Source organism: Streptomyces griseobrunneus (assembly GCF_046713465.1).
GTDB lineage: Bacteria > Actinomycetota > Actinomycetes > Streptomycetales > Streptomycetaceae > Streptomyces > Streptomyces microflavus.
The window spans coordinates 5,998,916-6,015,672 of the sequence record NZ_CP177080.1 but is presented as its reverse complement, the minus strand read 5'-3'; the positions used below and the strand labels follow the sequence as shown (position 1 = coordinate 6,015,672).

Here is a 16,757-nt window from a genome sequence, read left to right as displayed (position 1 = left end):
AGTCAGCGCAGGACGAAGACCGCCACCGTGCGTCCCGGTACGGTGAAACTGGCTGATTTCGCGTCGTACCTGGCTCGTTTGACCGTAAGATCCGCACCCTTGGCCTGGACCGGGTGCAGGGCGTACGTCTTCCCCGCCGGGGCGGCGAGCCGCTGGGTGGCGGTGTCGGGGCCGGCGTTGAGGACGACGGCCAGCCTGCCCAGGCGCATGGTGATCACGCCGGGGGTCTCGGCCGGTCCGGAGAGCGGGAAGGACAGGGCCGACTGCACCTGCCCGGCGGTGGAGAGGGAGAACTCCCTCTCGGTGGTACGGATGGTGAGCAGGTCGCGGTAGGCGGCCGAGGCCCCGTCGATCTGGGCGCACTTGGGGGCGATCGTGGCGGAGGCCGTCAGCAGCGGCTTCGCGTACGGCCACTTGTCCTGGTTGTCGGCGGCGGGCGGCAGGCCCCGGCCGAAGCCGTTGCCGTCACGGCAGTCCCAGTGCAGGGCGTTGAACCAGTCGCCGCTGTCGTAGGAGTTGCGGTCCAGGGACTTGGAGCGCAGGAGGTCGGTGCCCGCCTGGGAGAGCGAGGGCCCCTGGGAGAGGACGGAGGCGCCCATCGCGACCACCTGGGCCCTGGCCCGCTCGGCGGCCGGTGTCCCCGCCGGGAGCTTGAAGGCGAGGGTGTCGAAGAGCGTCTCGTTGTCGTGGGCGTCGGAGTAGGCCAGCGCGTCGCCGGGGGCCGCCGCGTATCCGGCGGGTGCCCCGTTGTAGTCGACGTCCGAGCCCTTGACCGTCCGCCCGGAGGTGTCGGTGAAGGTGTAGCCGGCGAGGTTGCCGGTGAGGCCGACCTTGATCAGGTCCTGGTAGTGCAGCAGCCGGGCCTTCTGCTCGGCGCGGGTGCCGTTGGCCGGGGAGGAGTTGGGGTCGGTGTAGAGGCCGGTGGCGAAGCCCTGGACGCCGGGGTCCTCGTCGAAGGGGCCGCCGCCGCGGACGGCGTCACGGGCCCGGTCGGAGAAGGTCGCGATGCCGGTGCCGGCCATGTTCTTCTGGGTGGCCTGGACGAAGCGGGCGTCGTCGGCGATCTCGCCGAAGTTCCAGCCCTCGCCGTACAGAATGATCTTCTTCCCGTCGACGCCGTCCTTGGCGAGCGTGAGCCCGTCGAGCGCCTTGCGGACCGCGAGGACGTTCTCCTTGGGGTGGTGGCCCATCAGGTCGAAGCGGAAGCCGTCGACCTTGTACTCCTTCGCCCAGGTGACGATCGAGTCGACGACGAGCTTGCCCATCATGGTGTTCTCGGGCGCGGTGTTGGCGCAGCAGGTGGAGGTGGCGACGGTGCCGTCCTCCAGGAGCCGCTGGTAGTAGCCGGGCACGATCTTGTCCAGCACCGACTTGTCGTCCTGGCCGGAGGCGACGGTGTGGTTGTAGACGACGTCCATGACCGTGCGCAGTCCGGCCTGGTTGAGGCCCTGGACCATCTGCCGGAACTCGACCGTGCGCTTGGTGCCGTCCGGGTCGGAGGCGTACGAGCCCTCCGGGACGGTGTAGTGCAGCGGGTCGTAGCCCCAGTTGAAGCCGTCCTTGGCGGCGGCCTCGGAGACGCAGGCCTGCTGCTCCTCGGAGTCGGGGGCGTGGACGGTGAGGTCGCAAGCGGGCTTGGCCTGGTCCTTCTTCTTCTCCGGGATGGTCCCGATGTCGAAGACGGGCAGCAGGTGGACGTAGCTGGTGCCGGAGTCCGCGAGCTTCTTCAGGTGCTGCATGCCCCTGGACCGGGTGTCGGTGAAGGCCAGGTACTCACCCGGGTGGGCCGACGTGCGATCCGTGATGGAGAAGTCCCGGACGTGCAGCTCCTGGATCTGGGCGTCCCGCAGCGGGGTGGCGGCGGGCTTCTTCAGGCCGGACCAGCCGCGCGGCGCCAGCTTCGGGTCGGTGAGGTCCACGACGAGGCTGCGGGCGGAGTCGGCGGTCAGGGCGGTGGAGTAGGGGTCGGTGACCTTGTTGGTGACCAGCTTCTGGACGGTGGGCGCCCAGACGGTGACGGCGTACCGGTAGGACTTGCCCCGCCAGTCCTTCTTGCCGGTGACGGACCAGACGCCGGTGCGGTCGTCGCGCTTCATCGGGTGCGTACGGCCGTCGAGTTCGAGGGCGACGGCCGTGGCGGTGGGGGCCCAGACGGAGAGGGTGGGCGTGCCGCCGCGGAAGACCGGACCGAGCGACGCGGAGGCCGCGTTCTTCCCGTACAGGTCATCCAGGATGCCCGCCGTCTGTACGCCGGTGGCGGCGAGCAGGGCGCCGTTGGCCGCGCGCTGGGTGGCGATGAGCTGGCCGCGCAGGGACTCCCGGACCCGGTCCCGGTCGCGGGTGTCGACGGTGAAGGCCGGATAGTCCTTCAGGTGCGGGTACTCGGCCTTCTGCGCGTCACTGAGCGCGGTCTGCGTGAGCCGCAGCCACTGGCCCTCGTCGGAGAGCGCCCCGTCGACGACGGAGATGCCGCCCTTCTTCGCGTACACGAGCTGCTGGCTGGTGGCGTCGGTCGTCTTCACCTTCCAGACGACGGTGTTCGCGTCGATCCACTGCGCCTCGGCCTTCGACAGGTCGGGGGCCGCGCCACCGCCGGTCTGCGGGAGCAGATAGCCGGGCTTGGAGCCGAGCATCCAGACCTCGTGGCCGTACGTGGCGATGTCGAGGGACTGGTCGCTGGGGAGGTCCTTCTCGTCGCCCTTGTGCAGGATGTAGCTGAGCGAGGTGGCCCCGTCGATCAGCGGGACCTCGAAGGTGACCCCGTAGGCGTCCTTCTTCACCGGCATCAGCGGCTTGGCCCAGTCGGTGGGCTCCTTGGCTCCGGTCCAGGTGTGCAGCCCCCAGCCGTCGTATTTGCCGTCGGGCCGGTGGTAGTTGAGCACGGCCTTCGTGGTGTCCTGCGGCGGGGCCTCGGGGGCCTGGGTGGCCTGTCCGTCCTTGCCCTGCTCGATCCAGACCTGCCCGGTCACACCGAGGTCGATGGTCCGCTGCGGCCCGTCCGCCGTGCCGTTCTTCTCGACGGTGTACGGGACCGAGCCCGTGCCCTCCTCCAGGTCGATCCAGGCGAACGCGCCGAACGCGTCCCTGCCGATGAACTCGGCTGTCTGCTCACCGGACTTGAGCTGCCAGCCCTCGTAGTCGCCGTCGGCACGCTTGTAGTGGACGACGGCCCGGTCGCGCTCGACGGCGACGGGCTTTCCGGGCGGCGGGGCCTGGCCGGCGGTGGTCGCGGCGAGGGCACTGGAGGTGCGGCCCGCCCGGTCGACCACAACGGCCTTGTAGCGCAGGGGCGTTCCCGCCTTCACGGTCCCGTCGAGATACTGGGTGACCCGGTACGGGGCGTGGTCGGCCGAACCGAGCTTCTGCCACTTCCCGTTGCCCACCTGGGCGGCGAAGACGACCCGGTTGAGCCGGCCGCCGTCCACATCGGCGTCGATCTCGACGGTGCCGGTGGCTCCGGCGGCCGGGGCCTTCAGAGCGATCGTGGGCTTGGCGGCGGGGGCGCCGAGGGGCTTGTCCGCCCGCAGCACGATGCTGGAGAGGGCGGGCACGGTGACGGTGACCTTCTTGTCCGCACCACTGCGGACCGAACCGGAACCGCCGTAGATCGTACGGAAGTCGACCCCGGCCGACTCGGTGGCCAGCTGGACAGTCTTCGGGGTGGTGGCGTTGTTGGAGGCCACGAGGTACTCGTACGGCCGCTCGGCGTCGATGCGCGAGGTGGCGTACACCGACCCGTCCGCCCCTTCGACGACCAGCTCACTCTGAACCCCGTCCCGCAGCGCCGGGTGCTCCTTGGTGAGCTTGGCGAGGCCGGCGATGGAGCGGTAGATCGGGTGGGTGGTGTCGTACGCGTCCGAGGCGTGGGTGCGGTCGGTGCCGAGCTGGTCGTCGTCCAGGTAGTCGGCGGTCTTCGAGGCGAAGAGGGTCTGGCGGGAGTCCTTGTCGCCGCCCGCGCCGGTGAAGCCCTGCTCGTCGCCGTAGTAGATCACCGGGTTGCCCCGGCCCAGGAACATCAGCTCGTTGGCGAGCCGGGCCCGCTTCAGCAGCTCCGCGTCATCGGCGTCCGGGTTGTCCTGCTTGAGGAAGGTCCCGATGCGGCCCATGTCGTGGTTGCCGAGGAAGGTGACCTGCTCGTAGGCGTTGGCCTTGTCCGTGGTGTAGCGGTAGTCGTTCCCGTACACGGAGGCGAGCCGGTCGGCCGGGGCGCCCTGGGAGGCGAACTGGCGGGCGGCCTCCTGGAAGGGGAAGTCGAGCGTCGAGTCGAGGCGGCCCCGGGTCACGTACGGCGAGGTGATCGCCGGGTCGGCGGAGTAGACCTCACCGAACATGAAGAAGTCGTCCCGGCCGCGCTTGGCGGCGTACGCGTCGAGCGCGGTGGCCCACTGGGTCCAGAAGTCCAGGTCGACGTGTTTGACGGTGTCGATGCGGAACCCGTCGATGTCGAAGTCGCGGACCCACTTCTCGTAGATCTTCTCCATGCCCTCCACGACCTCGGGACGCTCGGTCCACAGGTCGTCGAGGCCGGAGAAGTCGCCGTACTCGTTGGACTCGCCGGCCCACGTCGAGTCGCCCCGGTTGTGGTACATCGTCGGGTCGTTGAGCCAGGACGGGACCTTCTTGCCGGTGTTCGGCGTCTTCACCGGGGTGTACGGGAACGAGTCCTCGTCCACCTTCTTGACGCCGTCCCGGTCGTCGAAGGGACGGCCGTCCTTGTCGAGGTAGGGGAAGGCGCCCTTGGGCTTGTAGCCGTAAGCCTTCTCCGCGTAGTCGACGGTGTCGGCGGTGTGGTTCGTGATGACGTCGAAGAAGACCTTCATGCCCTTGGCATGGGCCTTGTCGATCAGCTTCTCCAGGTCGGCGTTGGTGCCGAAGTGCGGGTCGACCTGGGTGAAGTCGGTGATCCAGTAGCCGTGGTAGCCGGCCGAGGCGTCCTTGCCGGTGCCCTGGACGGGCCGGTTCTTGAAGATCGGGGCGAGCCAGATCGCGGTGGTGCCGAGGCCCTTGATGTAGTCGAGCTTCCCGGACAGGCCCTTGAGGTCGCCGCCCTGGTAGAACCCCTTGTCGGTGGGGTCGAAGCCGGTCTCCAGGCGTGAACCGGTCAGTCCGCCCCGGTCGTTGGCGGTGGTGCCGTTGGCGAACCGGTCCGGCAGCACGAAGTAGAACTGCTCACGCGTGAGATCGTGCCGGGCCGCCTCCTTGGCCAGCTTCGCGTCGGAGGGCGGGGCGGGCGGTCTGGGCGAAGCGGCGGCGGTGGCCGCCGGGACGACGGGCAGCAGCGCCGCGCAGAGCGCGGCGACCACCCCTCGCCTGAGCGTGGTTCGGGACACGAGAGGGTTGCTCCTCGGCTGGTCTCAGGAGGGTGGGGTGCGGGCCGGTGACGGTGTCACCGGCCCGCGGAGGAGGGAGGGAGGGTCAGCTGCGCCAGACGTCGGCGGTCAGCGTGACCTTCCCGGAGGACGGGACGGTGGCGGTGCGGTTGGCTCCGCTCTCCCAGGTGACGTTGCCGCTCGCGTCCTTGCGGACGTACTTGTACGCGAACGAGGTCCCGGCGGGCAGGTTCACGTCCAGCTTCCAGACGGGGTACGTGGCCGGGTCGAGCTTCAGGGCACTGGCCGGGTTCCAGTTGCCGAGGGCGGCCTGGTCGCCGGTGACGTAGATGTTCTGGCCGGGCTGGGTGGTGGCGTTGACGCCGAAGGAGGCGCCGGACTGGCCGTTGCCGGGGTTCGGGTTCGAACCGCCGCCGCCCGCGCACGTACGGGCATTGGCATGCAGGGCCACGGCCGTGCCCGCGCCCAGCGTGGCGGTGAACTGGCCGGAACCGTTCACCGTGACACCCCGCCCGCTCTGCACGTCGCAGTAGTCACCGGCGGGCAGCGAGGTCTGGAAGGTCCGGGTCAGCGAGGAGCCCTCGTGGTTGATGGCAACGTACGCCTTGCTTCCCCGGCCGAAGGCGATCTGGTCGCCGCCGTTGTCCCACCAGTTGGTGACGGACTGGCCGCGTGCGGCGTTGCGGAAGCCGACCATGGAGGAGACCTCGCGCCAGTCGTGCTGGCACTTCCAGCCGTCGGCGTAGCAGGCGTTCACCTGGCCGCCGTTGGGCGGTCCTGCGTCGTGGTTGCTGAACTCGTAGCCGGAGTGGACGTCCGGGGAGCCGTAGGGCCAGGCCAGCATGAAGACGTTGGCGAGGGTGTAGGCGGAGCCGTTCTTGTAGTTGAGGGTGTCGCCGCCGCGCTCGGTGTCGTGGTTGTCGACGAAGACGCCGGACTTCCCGGACTCCATGAAGCCCCAGCCCTCGCCGAAGTTCTTCAGGTTGGCGAGGTTCTCGTTGAGGAAGACCTGCTTGAGGCTGCGCCCGTACCGGAACTCCTGGACGTCCCCGGTGCCGAGGTACTCGGAGGGCGAGACCGCCTCGCCCGCCCCGTAGATCGCCTCCTGCTTCCAGTAGACGTCGGGGTTGGTCAGCCGGGACTTGATGTTGGCGAGGTCGGCGGCCGGCATGTGCTTGGCCGCGTCGATCCGGAAGCCGTCGACCCCGAGGGAGAGCAGGTCGTTGAGGTAGCCGGCGACCTTGCCGCGTACGTAGTCCTCGCCGGTGTCCAGGTCGGCGAGGCCGACCAGTTCGCAGTTCTGGACGTTGGCACGGTCGTTGTAGTTGGTGATGGGCGTCTGGCAGTGGTTCAGGTCGTTGACCGAGTAGAGCCCCGGGTAGTCGTACTTGGTGTACGACGAGCCGCCGGTGCCCGTGCCGTTGCCGGCGGACATGTGGTTGATGACGGAGTCCGCGACGACCTTGACCCCGGCCGAGTGACACGTGTTCACCATGGCGGAGAACGCGGCCCGGTCACCGAGGCGACCGGCGATCTTGTAACTGACGGGCTGGTACGACGTCCACCACTGGCCGCCCTGGATGTGCTCCTGGGGCGGCGAGACCTGGACGTAGCCGTAACCTGCCGGACCCAGGGTGTCCGTGCAGGCCTTGGCTATGGAGGCGAACTTCCACTCGAACAGCACGGCGGTGACGTCCTTGTCGCCCGGAGCGGCGGCCTGCGCGGGGGACGCGGTGCCGAATCCGGTGGGGATGACAAGGGCGGCAGCGGCGCCGGCCACGAGGGCGAGCGCGGCAGACAGGGGTCTGCGTGCCATGTCTTTCCTCCTGCGGGTGGGGGAAACGCGGGTGACGGTGCAGCCTCAGCCGGCAACGCGCCATGCCCTCAAGGCTCCTGAAGGTTCTTGCTGCAAGAATGCAAACCTTGCCGCGGACCAGACCGTACGAGGCCGTCAGGGACTGGTCAACCCTTTGGACATCTCCCGCTCACATCGGCGAAACAGCGCCGTTTTCTTCACGATTTCTTGCTGCAAGGTCTTTCGCAAGATATTGCGGGCCTGTTACGTTTCATCCGACTCCGGTCCGGTCGGCCGAGGGTTCCGGTAGCCGCCTCGCGGTGCCCGGACCCCACGCGCCCGGCCGGCCGGGCCGGTCACGACAAGAGAGGCACCCGGAGTCGCAAGAACTCCCCGCCGGCCCTTCCTGGGCCGACTCCTGGTGCCTCTCTGTACGTGTTCCCCGGGGCCTCGTCAGCCCTCCGTGCGTACCGCCGCCGTCGAGCCCCGTACCACCAGCTCCGGCTGGAAGACGTACTCGGTGCGCTGCACCGGGCTTCCGCCGATCTCCTCCAGCAGCGCGCCCACCGCGGCCGCCGCCATCGCCTGGACGGGCTGGCGCACGGTGGTCAGCGGCGGGTCGGTGAACGCGATGAGCTGCGAGTCGTCGAAGCCGACGACCGAGACGTCACGCGGCACGTCGAGCCCCCTCCCCCGGGCGGCGCGCACGACGCCCAGGGCCATCAGGTCGCTGCCGCAGACGATGCCGGTGCACCCCGCGTCCAGCAGGGCGCCCGCCGCCACCTGGCCGCCCTCGACGCTGAACAGCGTGGAGCAGACGAGCCCTTCGGCCTCGGAGCGGTCCATGGAGAGCAGCGAGACCGCCGCCTCCACGAACCCGTCCCGCTTGCGCCGGGACGGCACATACCGCTGGGGGCCGATGGCGAGGCCGATCCGGCGGTGGCCGAGGTCGGCGAGGTGCCCGACGGCCATCCGTACGGCAGCGTTGTCATCGGGCGAGACGAACGCGGCGCTGATCCGCTCGTTGTAGCCGTTGATCAGGACGAACGGCACACCGCGCTCGGCGAGCGCGGCGTACCGTGCCGGGTCGGCCGAGGTGTCGGCGTGCAGCCCGGACAGGAAGACGATGCCGCCGACGCCCCGCTCCACGAGCTGTTCGACCAGCTCGTCCTCGGTGGCGCCGCCCGGCAGCTGGGTGCAGAGCACGGGGGTGTATCCGTGCCCGGCCAGCACCTGTTCGACGGACTGCGCGAACGCCGGGAAGATCGGGTTGGTGAGTTCGGGCGTCACCAGGCCGATCAGTCCGGCGCTGCGCTGCCGCAGCCGTACGGGCCGCTCGTAGCCCAGGATGTCGAGCGCCGCGAGCACCCGCTGACGCGTGGTTTCCGCGACGCCCTGCTTCCCGTTCAGGACCCGGCTGACCGTCGCCTCGCTGACCGCCGCCTGGCCGGCGATGTCGGAGAGCCGGGGCGCTGCCGTGGTCCTGGGTGCGGGCAGCGTCACACCGTCCACCACACCGTGGTGTCGGCGGGCAGCACGGCCTCGGCGCCGTCCACGGTGACCGGGGCGCTGGCGAGCAGCACCCGGCCGCGGGCGGCGATCCGGACCGGGGCGCCGGTGGTGTTGACCGTGCAGACGAAGCCGGGGCGGCCGAGGACGAGGACGCCTTCGGGGCCGTCCAGCCACTCGACGGCGGAGCCCGCGCCAAGGCCCGGGTGCTCCCGGCGGGCGGCGATCGCGGCCCGGTACAGCTCCAGCGTGGAGCCCTCCACACCGGTCTGCGCCTCCACGGAGAGCTCGCCCCAGCCGGCGGGCTGCGGGAGCCAGCTGCCGCCCGCGCCGAAGCCGTACGACGTTCCCTCGCGGCTCCACGGGATCGGGACGCGGCACCCGTCGCGGAAGCCGTCCTGGCCCTCGGCTCGGAAGAACGAGGGGTCCTGGCGGGCCTCGTCGGGCAGGTCGGTGACGTCGGGCAGGCCGAGCTCCTCGCCCTGGTAGACGTAGGCGGAGCCGGGCAGGGCGAGCATCAGGAGGGTGGCGGCGCGGGCCCGGCGCAGGCCGAGTTCGCGGTCGCCGGGGGTACGGATCTGGGTGCCCAGGCCCGCCGGGTTGGCGAAGCGGGTGGCGTGCCGGGTGACGTCGTGGTTGGAGAGCACCCAGGTGGTGGGGGCACCGACCGGGCGCATCGCGTCGAGCGAGATGTCGATGACCTTGCGGAGCTCGGCGGCGTCCCAGGCGGTCCCCAGGTACTGGAAGTTGAACGCCTGGTGCATCTCGTCGGGGCGGACGTAGTTGGCGGTGCGCTCGACGGTCGGGGTCCACGCCTCGGCGACAGCGATGCGCTCGCCCGGGTACTCGTCGAGGATGGTGCGCCAGCTGCGGTAGATCGCGTGCACGCCGTCCTGGTCGAAGAAGGGCATGACGTCGTTGCCGAGCAGCTTGAGCTGGTCGTGGGCGCCGAGATCGGGCAGGCCCTCCGCCTTGACGAGGCCGTGGGCGACGTCGACCCGGAAGCCGTCGACGCCCATGTCGAGCCAGAAGCGCAGGATGGAGCGGAACTCGTCGGCGACGGCCGGGTGCTCCCAGTTGAAGTCGGGCTGCTCGGGGGCGAAGAGGTGGAGGTACCAGTCGCCGGGGGTGCCGTCCGGGTTCACCGTACGGGTCCAGGCGGGGCCGCCGAAGATGGACTCCCAGTCGTTGGGCGGGAGTTCACCGTCGGCGCCCTTGCCCGGGCGGAAGTGGTAGCGCTCGCGCAGGGCGGAGCCGGTCCCCTCGGCCAGGGCGCGCTTGAACCACTCGTGCTGGTCGGAGGAGTGGTTGGGCACCAGGTCGACGATGATGCGCAGGCCCAGGCCGTGCGCCTCGCGGATCAGCGCGTCGGCGTCCAGCAGGGTGCCGAACATGGGGTCGATGGCCCGGTAGTCGGCGACGTCGTAGCCGGCGTCGGCCTGCGGGGAGGCGTAGAAGGGGGAGAGCCAGACCGCGTCGACGCCGAGGTCCCGGAGGTAGGGGAGGCGGGCGGTGACGCCGGCGAGGTCACCCATGCCGTCGCCGTTGCCGTCGGCGAAGCTCCGCGGATAGACCTGGTAGATCACCGCGTCCTGCCACCAGCCGGTGCGGTGGCCCGGGGCATCGTCGGACGTGCCGGTGGAGGGGGCAGCGAGGTGCTGGGTCATGTCGTCCCTGGGGTGTCTGGGTGGGGAGCGGCGCCGGTGACCGGGTCGGGGTTTCCGGCGCCGCCGTGACGGGTGCGGTGGTGCGTGCGGGTGCTGGTGCCGGCCTGGACGGCTCGGGGGATCAGCCCTTGACCGCTCCGGCGGACATGCCGGTGACCAGGTGCTTCTGCGCGAACAGGAACACCAGGGCGGCCGGGATGGCGATGAGCACGGAGGCCGCCGTCATGGGGCCCCACTGGGCGCCGTACTGGTTGACGAACTTCTGCAGTCCGCCGGCCAGCGTCAGGTTCTCGTCACCGACCAGGAAGGCGGAGGCGTACGCCACTTCGCCCCAGGCGGTGATGAAGGAGTAGAACGCGGTGACCGCGAGGCCCGGCTTGGCCAGCGGCAGGATCAGGCGGAAGAAGGTGCCGAACGGGGTGAGGCCGTCGACCTCGCCCGACTCGTCGATCTCGCGCGGGATGGTGTCGAAGAAGCCCTTCATCATCCAGGCGCAGAACGGCACCGAGATGGTGAGGTAGGTGATGACGAGGCCGGCGGGCTGGTTGAGCAGCCCCAGGTTGGCCATGATGTTGTAGATCGGCACGATGAGGACGGCGACCGGGAACATCTGGGTGATCAGCAGTGTCCACATCAGTCCGCGCTTGCCGGGGAAGCGGAAGCGGCTGACGGCGTAGCCGGTGGTGGCGGCGACGAAGACGCCGATGAGGGTGGAGAGCCCGGCGATGATCGCGGAGTTGGCGAACCAGTTGAGGAACTCGGTGTCGCGGATCAGGTTCGTGTAGTTGACGAACGTGGTCTCGCGGAAGAAGTCCGTCGTGGTCGCGAACTTGGCGGGCTTGAGCGAGGTCAGCAGGACCCACAGCACCGGGAAGACCGCGATCACCGAGGCGATGATCAGGGTGAGGTGCAGCCCGACGGAGGCGAGCGGGGAGCGCTCGCCGCGGAGCCGGACCTTGGGCCCGGCGTGGCGTGCGGGTGCGTCGGTAACAGTGCTCACCAGTTGTCTCCCTGGGTGCGCAGGACTCGCCGGTAGATCACGGCGAAGAGCATCAGGAGTACGAGGATCAGCACGCCCCAGGTGGAGGACTGCGCGAAGTCGCGCGGGCTGATCTCGAAGGAGAACTTGTACGCCTGGGTGACGAGGATCTGGGTGGCCTCACCGGGTCCGCCGCGGGTGAGCAGGAAGATCACCGGGAACATGTTGAAGGTCCAGATGGTGGAGAGCAGGATCACCGTGGTGGAGACCGGGCGCAGTCCGGGCAGTGTGATGTGGCGGAACCGCTGCCAGGCGGTGGCCCCGTCCATCTCGGCGGCCTCGTACTGCTCCGAGGGTATGGACTGCAGTCCGCCGAGCAGGGCGACCATCATGAAGGGGATGCCGAGCCATACGTTGACGGCGATGACGGCGAACTTGGCCCAGGTCGGGTCGTTCAGCCACGGAACGCCGTCGATGCCGGCGCCGCCGAGGATCTTGTTGAGCAGGCCGCGCTCCTCGTTGTAGAGGAAGCGCCAGGCGAAGACCGAGACGAAGCCGGGGATGGCCCAGGGCAGGATGAGGGCCATGCGGTAGGCGGAGCGTCCGGCGATACGGCGGTTGAGGATGTTGGCGAGGCCCATGCCGAGCACGAAGGTGATGCTCACGCAGGAGACCGTCCACACCAGTGTCCAGCCGAGCGTGCCGAGGAACTGCGAGCCGGTCAGCGCGTCGATGTAGTTGTCCGCACCGACGAACTTGTAGGTGGCGGGCAGTTCGTTGACGCCGATGGAGCGGGCGACGTTGCGCTCGTCGGCGTCGGTCATCGACAGGTAGATACCGCGCAGCAGCGGGTAGCCGATGATCACGCCGATCACGACGACGACCGGGGCGACCATGGTCCAGGCGTACCAGTGGGTCGACAGACCGCGCCGGAACCGGCCGGGGGCCGGTGGTGGGGTGCCAGTACCGCGGCTCCGGCCGCGGGCGACGTTCTCGCCCGCGGCCTTCACCACCGACTGGCTGGTGTGGACAGCCATCAGTCGGCCAACCTTCCTGTTACTTCCAGCCCTCGAGGAGCTTGCGGTAGGAGTCGCCGGTCGACTTGGCGGCCTTCTCCGGCGTGGTCTGGCCGGTGAGGACCTTGGTGTACTCGACGCCCAGCGGGGCGAAGAGGCTGCCGCCCTCGGGGATCCAGGGGCGCTCGACGGCGGTCTCGACGACCGGCTTGAAGAAGCCGACGATCTCGCTGTTGACGGCTTCCTTCTTGGCGTACGCGGAGGTGCGCGTCGGCAGCAGGTTCAGCTCACCGGCGGTGGTGGCCTGGGACTCCACGGACGTCATGTACTCGACGAAGGCGTAGGAGGCTTCCAGGTTCTTCGAACCGGCGTAGACGGCGAGGTTGTGACCGCCCTGCGGGGCACCGTGGGCGGTGGAGCCGGCCGGGACCGTGGCGATGCCCAGGTTGTCCTTGTCCGTGAACTCCTTGCCGGTCAGCGTGTCGGCGACGGCCCAGGGGCCGTTGATCATCATCGCGACGTCGCCGTTCTTGAACGACTGCATCATGTTCTCCCAGCCGTCCGAGGCATCCGTCTTCGCGGTGCCGTCGTCGACCAGGGCCTTGACCGCCTTGAACGCCTTGACGCCCTCGGGCTTGTCCACGGTGATGGTCTTGGACTCGGCGTCGACCAGGTCGCCGCCCTCGCCGTACAGGAAGGAGAGGAAGTAGTACGGGTCGTCGCCGCGCAGGTAGAGGCCGGTCTTGCCGGTCTTGTCCTTGATCTGCTTGGCGGCGCTCTTCAGCTCGACCAGGTTGGTGGGGGCCTCGACGCCCGCCTTCTCCAGCAGCTTCTTGTTGTAGAAGATGCCCATGGAGTCGATGACCTGCGGGACGGCGTAGGTCTTGTCCTCGAACTTGGTGGACGCGACGGCCTGCGGCAGGAAGTCGTCCTGGTTCTTCAGGGCGGCGGTGCCGTCCAGCGGGGCCAGGTAGCCGAGCGAGGCGAAGTCCGGCGTCCAGGCGACCTCGGAGCGGATCACGTCGGGCGCGGAGCTACCGGCCTGGGCCGCGTTCTTGAACTTGTTCTGCGCGTCGCCGAAGGGGACGCTGACGTACTTGACGTCGACCTTCGGGTGCTTCTTCTCGAAGCCTTCGGCCAGCTTCTTGAAGACCTTGTCCTCGCTGCCGACGTTCGAGGTGTCCCACCAGGTCACGGTGCCGGAGAGCTCGCCCGAGCTCGAACCGCCGCCGGACTTGTCGTCGCTGCCGCAGGCGGTCGCCGCGAGCGCCAGGGCCGCGACCAGGGCGGTGGCCGTTATGCCACGTCGCATCTGAACTCCTTCAACTGCCGTACCGCTCCGTCGCGGCGCCGGGTCGACGTGAACGTAACAAGGATGAAAGACCACCGAAAGACCTTGCGGAAGATTTCTGCAAGCCCTGTTGATCGTTACATTCGCGTGTCCTCAAGGTTGCCGTCAAGCCTCTTGACGAGAGCGGTGGAACCCTGGCAGGGGCAGGCCACACACGACATATCCGCAGTGCGACGATCTGACCGCACCCCGCAACGGAAGACCGCAAGAGCTTGCAAGACCTTGCCGGGGTGCAGGGCTCAACCCCTGTCGGCACGGGGGCATGGGCGCCCGGGCGACGCACAGTGGGCAATCCGACACCGGCCCGGTACAGTCCACTGACATGACCGCACGGCTTGCCGATATCGCAACTCAGGCGGGGGTCAGCGAAGCGACGGTCAGCCGAGTTCTGAACGGCAAGCCCGGGGTCGCGGCGACCACCCGCGAGTCCGTCCTCGCGGCGCTCGACGTCCTGGGCTACGAACGCCCCGTACGGCTGCGCCGGCGCAGCGCGGGCCTGGTCGGACTGATCACCCCCGAGCTGGAGAACCCGATCTTCCCGGCGCTGGCCCAGGTCATCGGCCAGGCGCTGACCCGGCAGGGGTACACCCCTGTCCTGGCCACCCAGACCCCCGGCGGCTCCACCGAGGACGAACTCACCGAAATGCTGGTGGACCGGGGCGTCTCGGGCATCATCTTCGTCTCCGGGCTGCACGCCGACACCTCGGCCGACATGCAGCGCTACGAGCAACTGCGCGGCCAGGGCGTCCCCTTCGTCCTGGTGAACGGCTTCTCCGCCAAGGTGCAGGCCCCCTTCATCTCCCCCGACGACCGGGCGGCGATGCGGCTGGCGGTGACGCATCTGGTGGCGCTCGGCCACACCCGTATCGGCCTGGCTGTCGGCCCCAAGCGCTTCGTGCCGGTGCTCCGCAAGATCGAGGGCTTCCACGCCACGATGCAGGAGCAGCTGGGCCTGGGCCCGGACGAGGTCGAGGAGTTGATCCAGCACTCCCTGTACACGCTGGAGGGCGGCCAGGCCGCCGCCTCCGCCCTGATGGAGCGCGGCTGCACGGCGGTCGTGTGCGCGAGCGACATGATGGCGCTCGGGGCGATCCGGGCGGCCCGCAGGCTCTCCAGGGAGGTCCCCCGGGACCTCTCGGTGGTCGGCTACGACGACTCGCCCCTCATAGCGTTCACCGATCCCCCGCTCACCACCATCCGGCAGCCGGTGACGGCGATGGGCCAGGCCGCGGTGCGCACGCTGCTGGAGGAGATCGGCGGAACCCCGGCTCCGCACAGCGAGTTCGTCTTCATGCCTGAGCTGGTGGTTCGCGGGACGACGGCCTCCGGTCCCGGAACGGGACCCGGAGCGGGACCCGGAGGCGGATCAGGGTCCCACCCTCGTCCTTGAGGTGCAGGATGTGCGACCGGAACCCGACCGGAGGATGATCGGGGGCAGGGGAATCTCTATGGAAGACTCTCTGCCTATGGGTGAAACGGATGTGACAGCGCAGGAAGACGGGAAGACCCGCTGGTCCGACCGCTTCCGTTCCTTGCGATCGCCCGGTCGCCCCCGGCTCTGGTTCGAGATCCTGCTCATCGCGGTCAGTTACTGGCTGTACTCGCTCGTGCGCAACGCCGTACCGGAGCAGAAGGCCCAGGCCCTGAGCAACGCGGACTGGATCTGGTCGGCGGAGAAGTCCCTCGGCCTCGCCTTCGAGGAAACGGTCAATCACGCGGTCAATTCCGTGACATGGCTGATCGTGTCGATGAACTACTACTACGCGACGCTGCATTTCGTCGTGACCATCGGCGTCCTCGTCTGGCTCTTCCGCCGCCACCCCGGCCGTTACGCGGCGACCCGGCTCGTCCTCTTCGCGACGACGGCGGTGGCACTGCTCGGTTACTACCTCTATCCGCTGGCGCCGCCCCGTCTGATGAACAGCACGAACTTCATCGACACGGTGCTCGTGCACGAGACCTGGGGCTCGATGGCCTCGGGCAACTTCAAGAACATGTCGAACCAGTACGCGGCGATGCCGTCGATGCACATCGGCTGGTCGCTGTGGTGCGGCCTGACGATCTTCGCCCTGGCCTCGGCGCCCTGGGCCCGCATCCTGGGCCTGCTCTACCCGACGCTCACCCTGGTCGTCATCGTGGCCACCGCCAACCACTTCTGGCTGGACGCGGTGGGCGGCATGGCCTGCCTCGCGTTCGGCTACGCGGTCTCCCGCGCCTGGTACGGCTCGCTGCCGCACCACCTGCCGAAGTGGGTCCCCTCGAAACGGGGCGGCCGGCTGAAGGGCGTGCGGGCGGCGGCACGGTTGCCACGGCCGGCTGCGGAGCCCGCTGCGGAGCCGGAGCCCGAGACGGCCGGCGCACGCAGGTCGTAAGAAAGCGGTACGGGAAGCGGGCGGACGCGATGTCCGCCCGCTTGCCCGTCTCTCAGCTACGGTGCACGATCCGCCCGCCCGTCACCGTGAGCCGGACCGGCGCCTCCCCCAGCTCGTCCGCCGGGGCCTGGACCGGGTCCAGCCCGAAGGCGGTCAGATCGGCCCGGAAGCCGGGGGCGATCCGCCCCGCCCGGTCCTGCTCCCCCGCCGCGACGGCCGCGTGCGAGGTGCAGCCCTCCAGCGCCATCAGCCCGGTCAGCGCCTGTTCCGGGACGACGGGCTCGGTGTCGTACGCCCACCCGCACGCGATCCCGCTGCTCATGACGTCACCGGTACGCGCCCCGAAGGTGCTGCGGCAGTACGAGCAGGCGGTGCGCCTGCTCCTGGACGTCGGCTTCCCGATGACGGAGGTGATGACGGTGATCACGGCGCTGGAGAACCTGGTGCTGGGCTCGGCACTGGACCTGGCGGCCCCGGAGACGATGTGGGAGCTCCCACCGGACTCCCCGGGGACGGAGAAACTGGCGGAGGCGCTGGCGGCGATCGGCACGAGGAGGGCGGACGCGGCGTTCGAACTGACGCTGGGGGCATTCGTGAACCACTGCCGCGTCCGCCTGGCCCCGCCCGCACCACACTCCGGCCCGTCCGCCAATTCCAGCCCGTCCGGCGTTTGAGGACATCTTCTGCGCCCGCGCACCTGCCCCCGGCACCGGCGGAGGCCCACACCCAGCCCCTCCG

General features: G+C 69.6%; 9 protein-coding genes and 2 pseudogenes. 3 read left to right on the top strand and 8 right to left on the bottom strand.

The genetic code is table 11. The annotated features are described in order from the left end of the window. Positions 1-2: 2 nt before the first annotated feature. The 7 genes from pulA to ACK8N7_RS27355 form a co-directional block, all read right to left on the bottom strand. Entirely contained in the window at positions 3-5,330 is a 5,328-nt protein-coding gene (pulA, locus tag ACK8N7_RS27385) for a pullulanase-type alpha-1,6-glucosidase (RefSeq protein ID WP_500444405.1), read from the bottom strand. Positions 5,331-5,415: 85 nt separating this feature from the next. Next, positions 5,416-7,146 carry a carbohydrate-binding module family 20 domain-containing protein gene (locus ACK8N7_RS27380; RefSeq protein WP_500444404.1) on the bottom strand — a complete coding sequence of 577 codons (1,731 nt, stop codon included), beginning with the start codon at positions 7,144-7,146 and terminating at the stop codon, positions 5,416-5,418. 432 nt (positions 7,147-7,578) lie between these two features. Then, complete coding sequence (locus tag ACK8N7_RS27375) at positions 7,579-8,640, bottom strand: LacI family DNA-binding transcriptional regulator (RefSeq protein WP_500444403.1); 1,062 nt, start codon at positions 8,638-8,640, stop codon at positions 7,579-7,581. Beyond that, positions 8,625-10,301, bottom strand: a complete 1,677-nt coding sequence (locus ACK8N7_RS27370; protein WP_403208715.1) for a glycoside hydrolase family 13 protein — start codon at positions 10,299-10,301, stop codon at positions 8,625-8,627. The genes ACK8N7_RS27375 and ACK8N7_RS27370 overlap by 16 nt, the downstream gene beginning before the upstream one ends. Positions 10,302-10,422: 121 nt before the next feature. Beyond that, positions 10,423-11,301 (bottom strand): sugar ABC transporter permease, encoded by an 879-nt coding sequence (locus ACK8N7_RS27365; protein WP_403208713.1) that lies wholly within the window; start codon positions 11,299-11,301, stop codon positions 10,423-10,425. Further along, entirely contained in the window at positions 11,298-12,317 is a 1,020-nt protein-coding gene (locus tag ACK8N7_RS27360) for a carbohydrate ABC transporter permease (protein WP_403208711.1), read from the bottom strand. Before ACK8N7_RS27360 ends, ACK8N7_RS27365 begins: the two co-directional genes overlap by 4 nt. A 19-nt stretch (positions 12,318-12,336) precedes the next feature. Next, positions 12,337-13,608 (bottom strand): extracellular solute-binding protein, encoded by a 1,272-nt coding sequence (locus tag ACK8N7_RS27355; RefSeq protein WP_403208709.1) that lies wholly within the window; start codon positions 13,606-13,608, stop codon positions 12,337-12,339. Positions 13,609-13,969: 361 nt separating this feature from the next. On the opposite strand from ACK8N7_RS27355, the gene ACK8N7_RS27350 reads away from it, so the two are divergent. Further along, positions 13,970-15,037 carry a LacI family DNA-binding transcriptional regulator gene (locus tag ACK8N7_RS27350; RefSeq protein WP_403208707.1) on the top strand — a complete coding sequence of 356 codons (1,068 nt, stop codon included), beginning with the start codon at positions 13,970-13,972 and terminating at the stop codon, positions 15,035-15,037. Between the two features lie 76 nt (positions 15,038-15,113). Next, positions 15,114-16,019, top strand: a complete 906-nt coding sequence (locus ACK8N7_RS27345; RefSeq protein ID WP_403208705.1) for a phosphatase PAP2 family protein — start codon at positions 15,114-15,116, stop codon at positions 16,017-16,019. A gap of 52 nt (positions 16,020-16,071) precedes the next feature. Here ACK8N7_RS27345 and ACK8N7_RS27340 read toward each other — a convergent pair. After that, a pseudogene (locus ACK8N7_RS27340) lies at positions 16,072-16,290 on the bottom strand (amidohydrolase family protein); the annotation flags it as partial. Positions 16,291-16,312: 22 nt separating this feature from the next. Between ACK8N7_RS27340 and ACK8N7_RS27335 the strand changes: the two are divergent. Next, positions 16,313-16,693: pseudogene (locus tag ACK8N7_RS27335) on the top strand (TetR/AcrR family transcriptional regulator C-terminal domain-containing protein); the annotation flags it as partial. Positions 16,694-16,757 lie beyond the last annotated feature (64 nt).

Bases quoted from the DNA above. Each gene is read 5' to 3' on its own strand.
- ACK8N7_RS27370 (WP_403208715.1), bottom strand. From the start codon at position 10,301: ATGACCCAGCACCTCGCTGCCCCCTCCACCGGCACGTCCGACGATGCC.
- ACK8N7_RS27355 (WP_403208709.1), bottom strand. From the start codon at position 13,608: ATGCGACGTGGCATAACGGCCACCGCCCTGGTCGCGGCCCTGGCGCTC.
- ACK8N7_RS27350 (WP_403208707.1), top strand. From the start codon at position 13,970: ATGACCGCACGGCTTGCCGATATCGCAACTCAGGCGGGGGTCAGCGAA.
- ACK8N7_RS27345 (WP_403208705.1), top strand. From the start codon at position 15,114: ATGGGTGAAACGGATGTGACAGCGCAGGAAGACGGGAAGACCCGCTGG.
- ACK8N7_RS27360 (WP_403208711.1), bottom strand. From the start codon at position 12,317: ATGGCTGTCCACACCAGCCAGTCGGTGGTGAAGGCCGCGGGCGAGAAC.
- ACK8N7_RS27380 (WP_500444404.1), bottom strand. From the start codon at position 7,146: ATGGCACGCAGACCCCTGTCTGCCGCGCTCGCCCTCGTGGCCGGCGCC.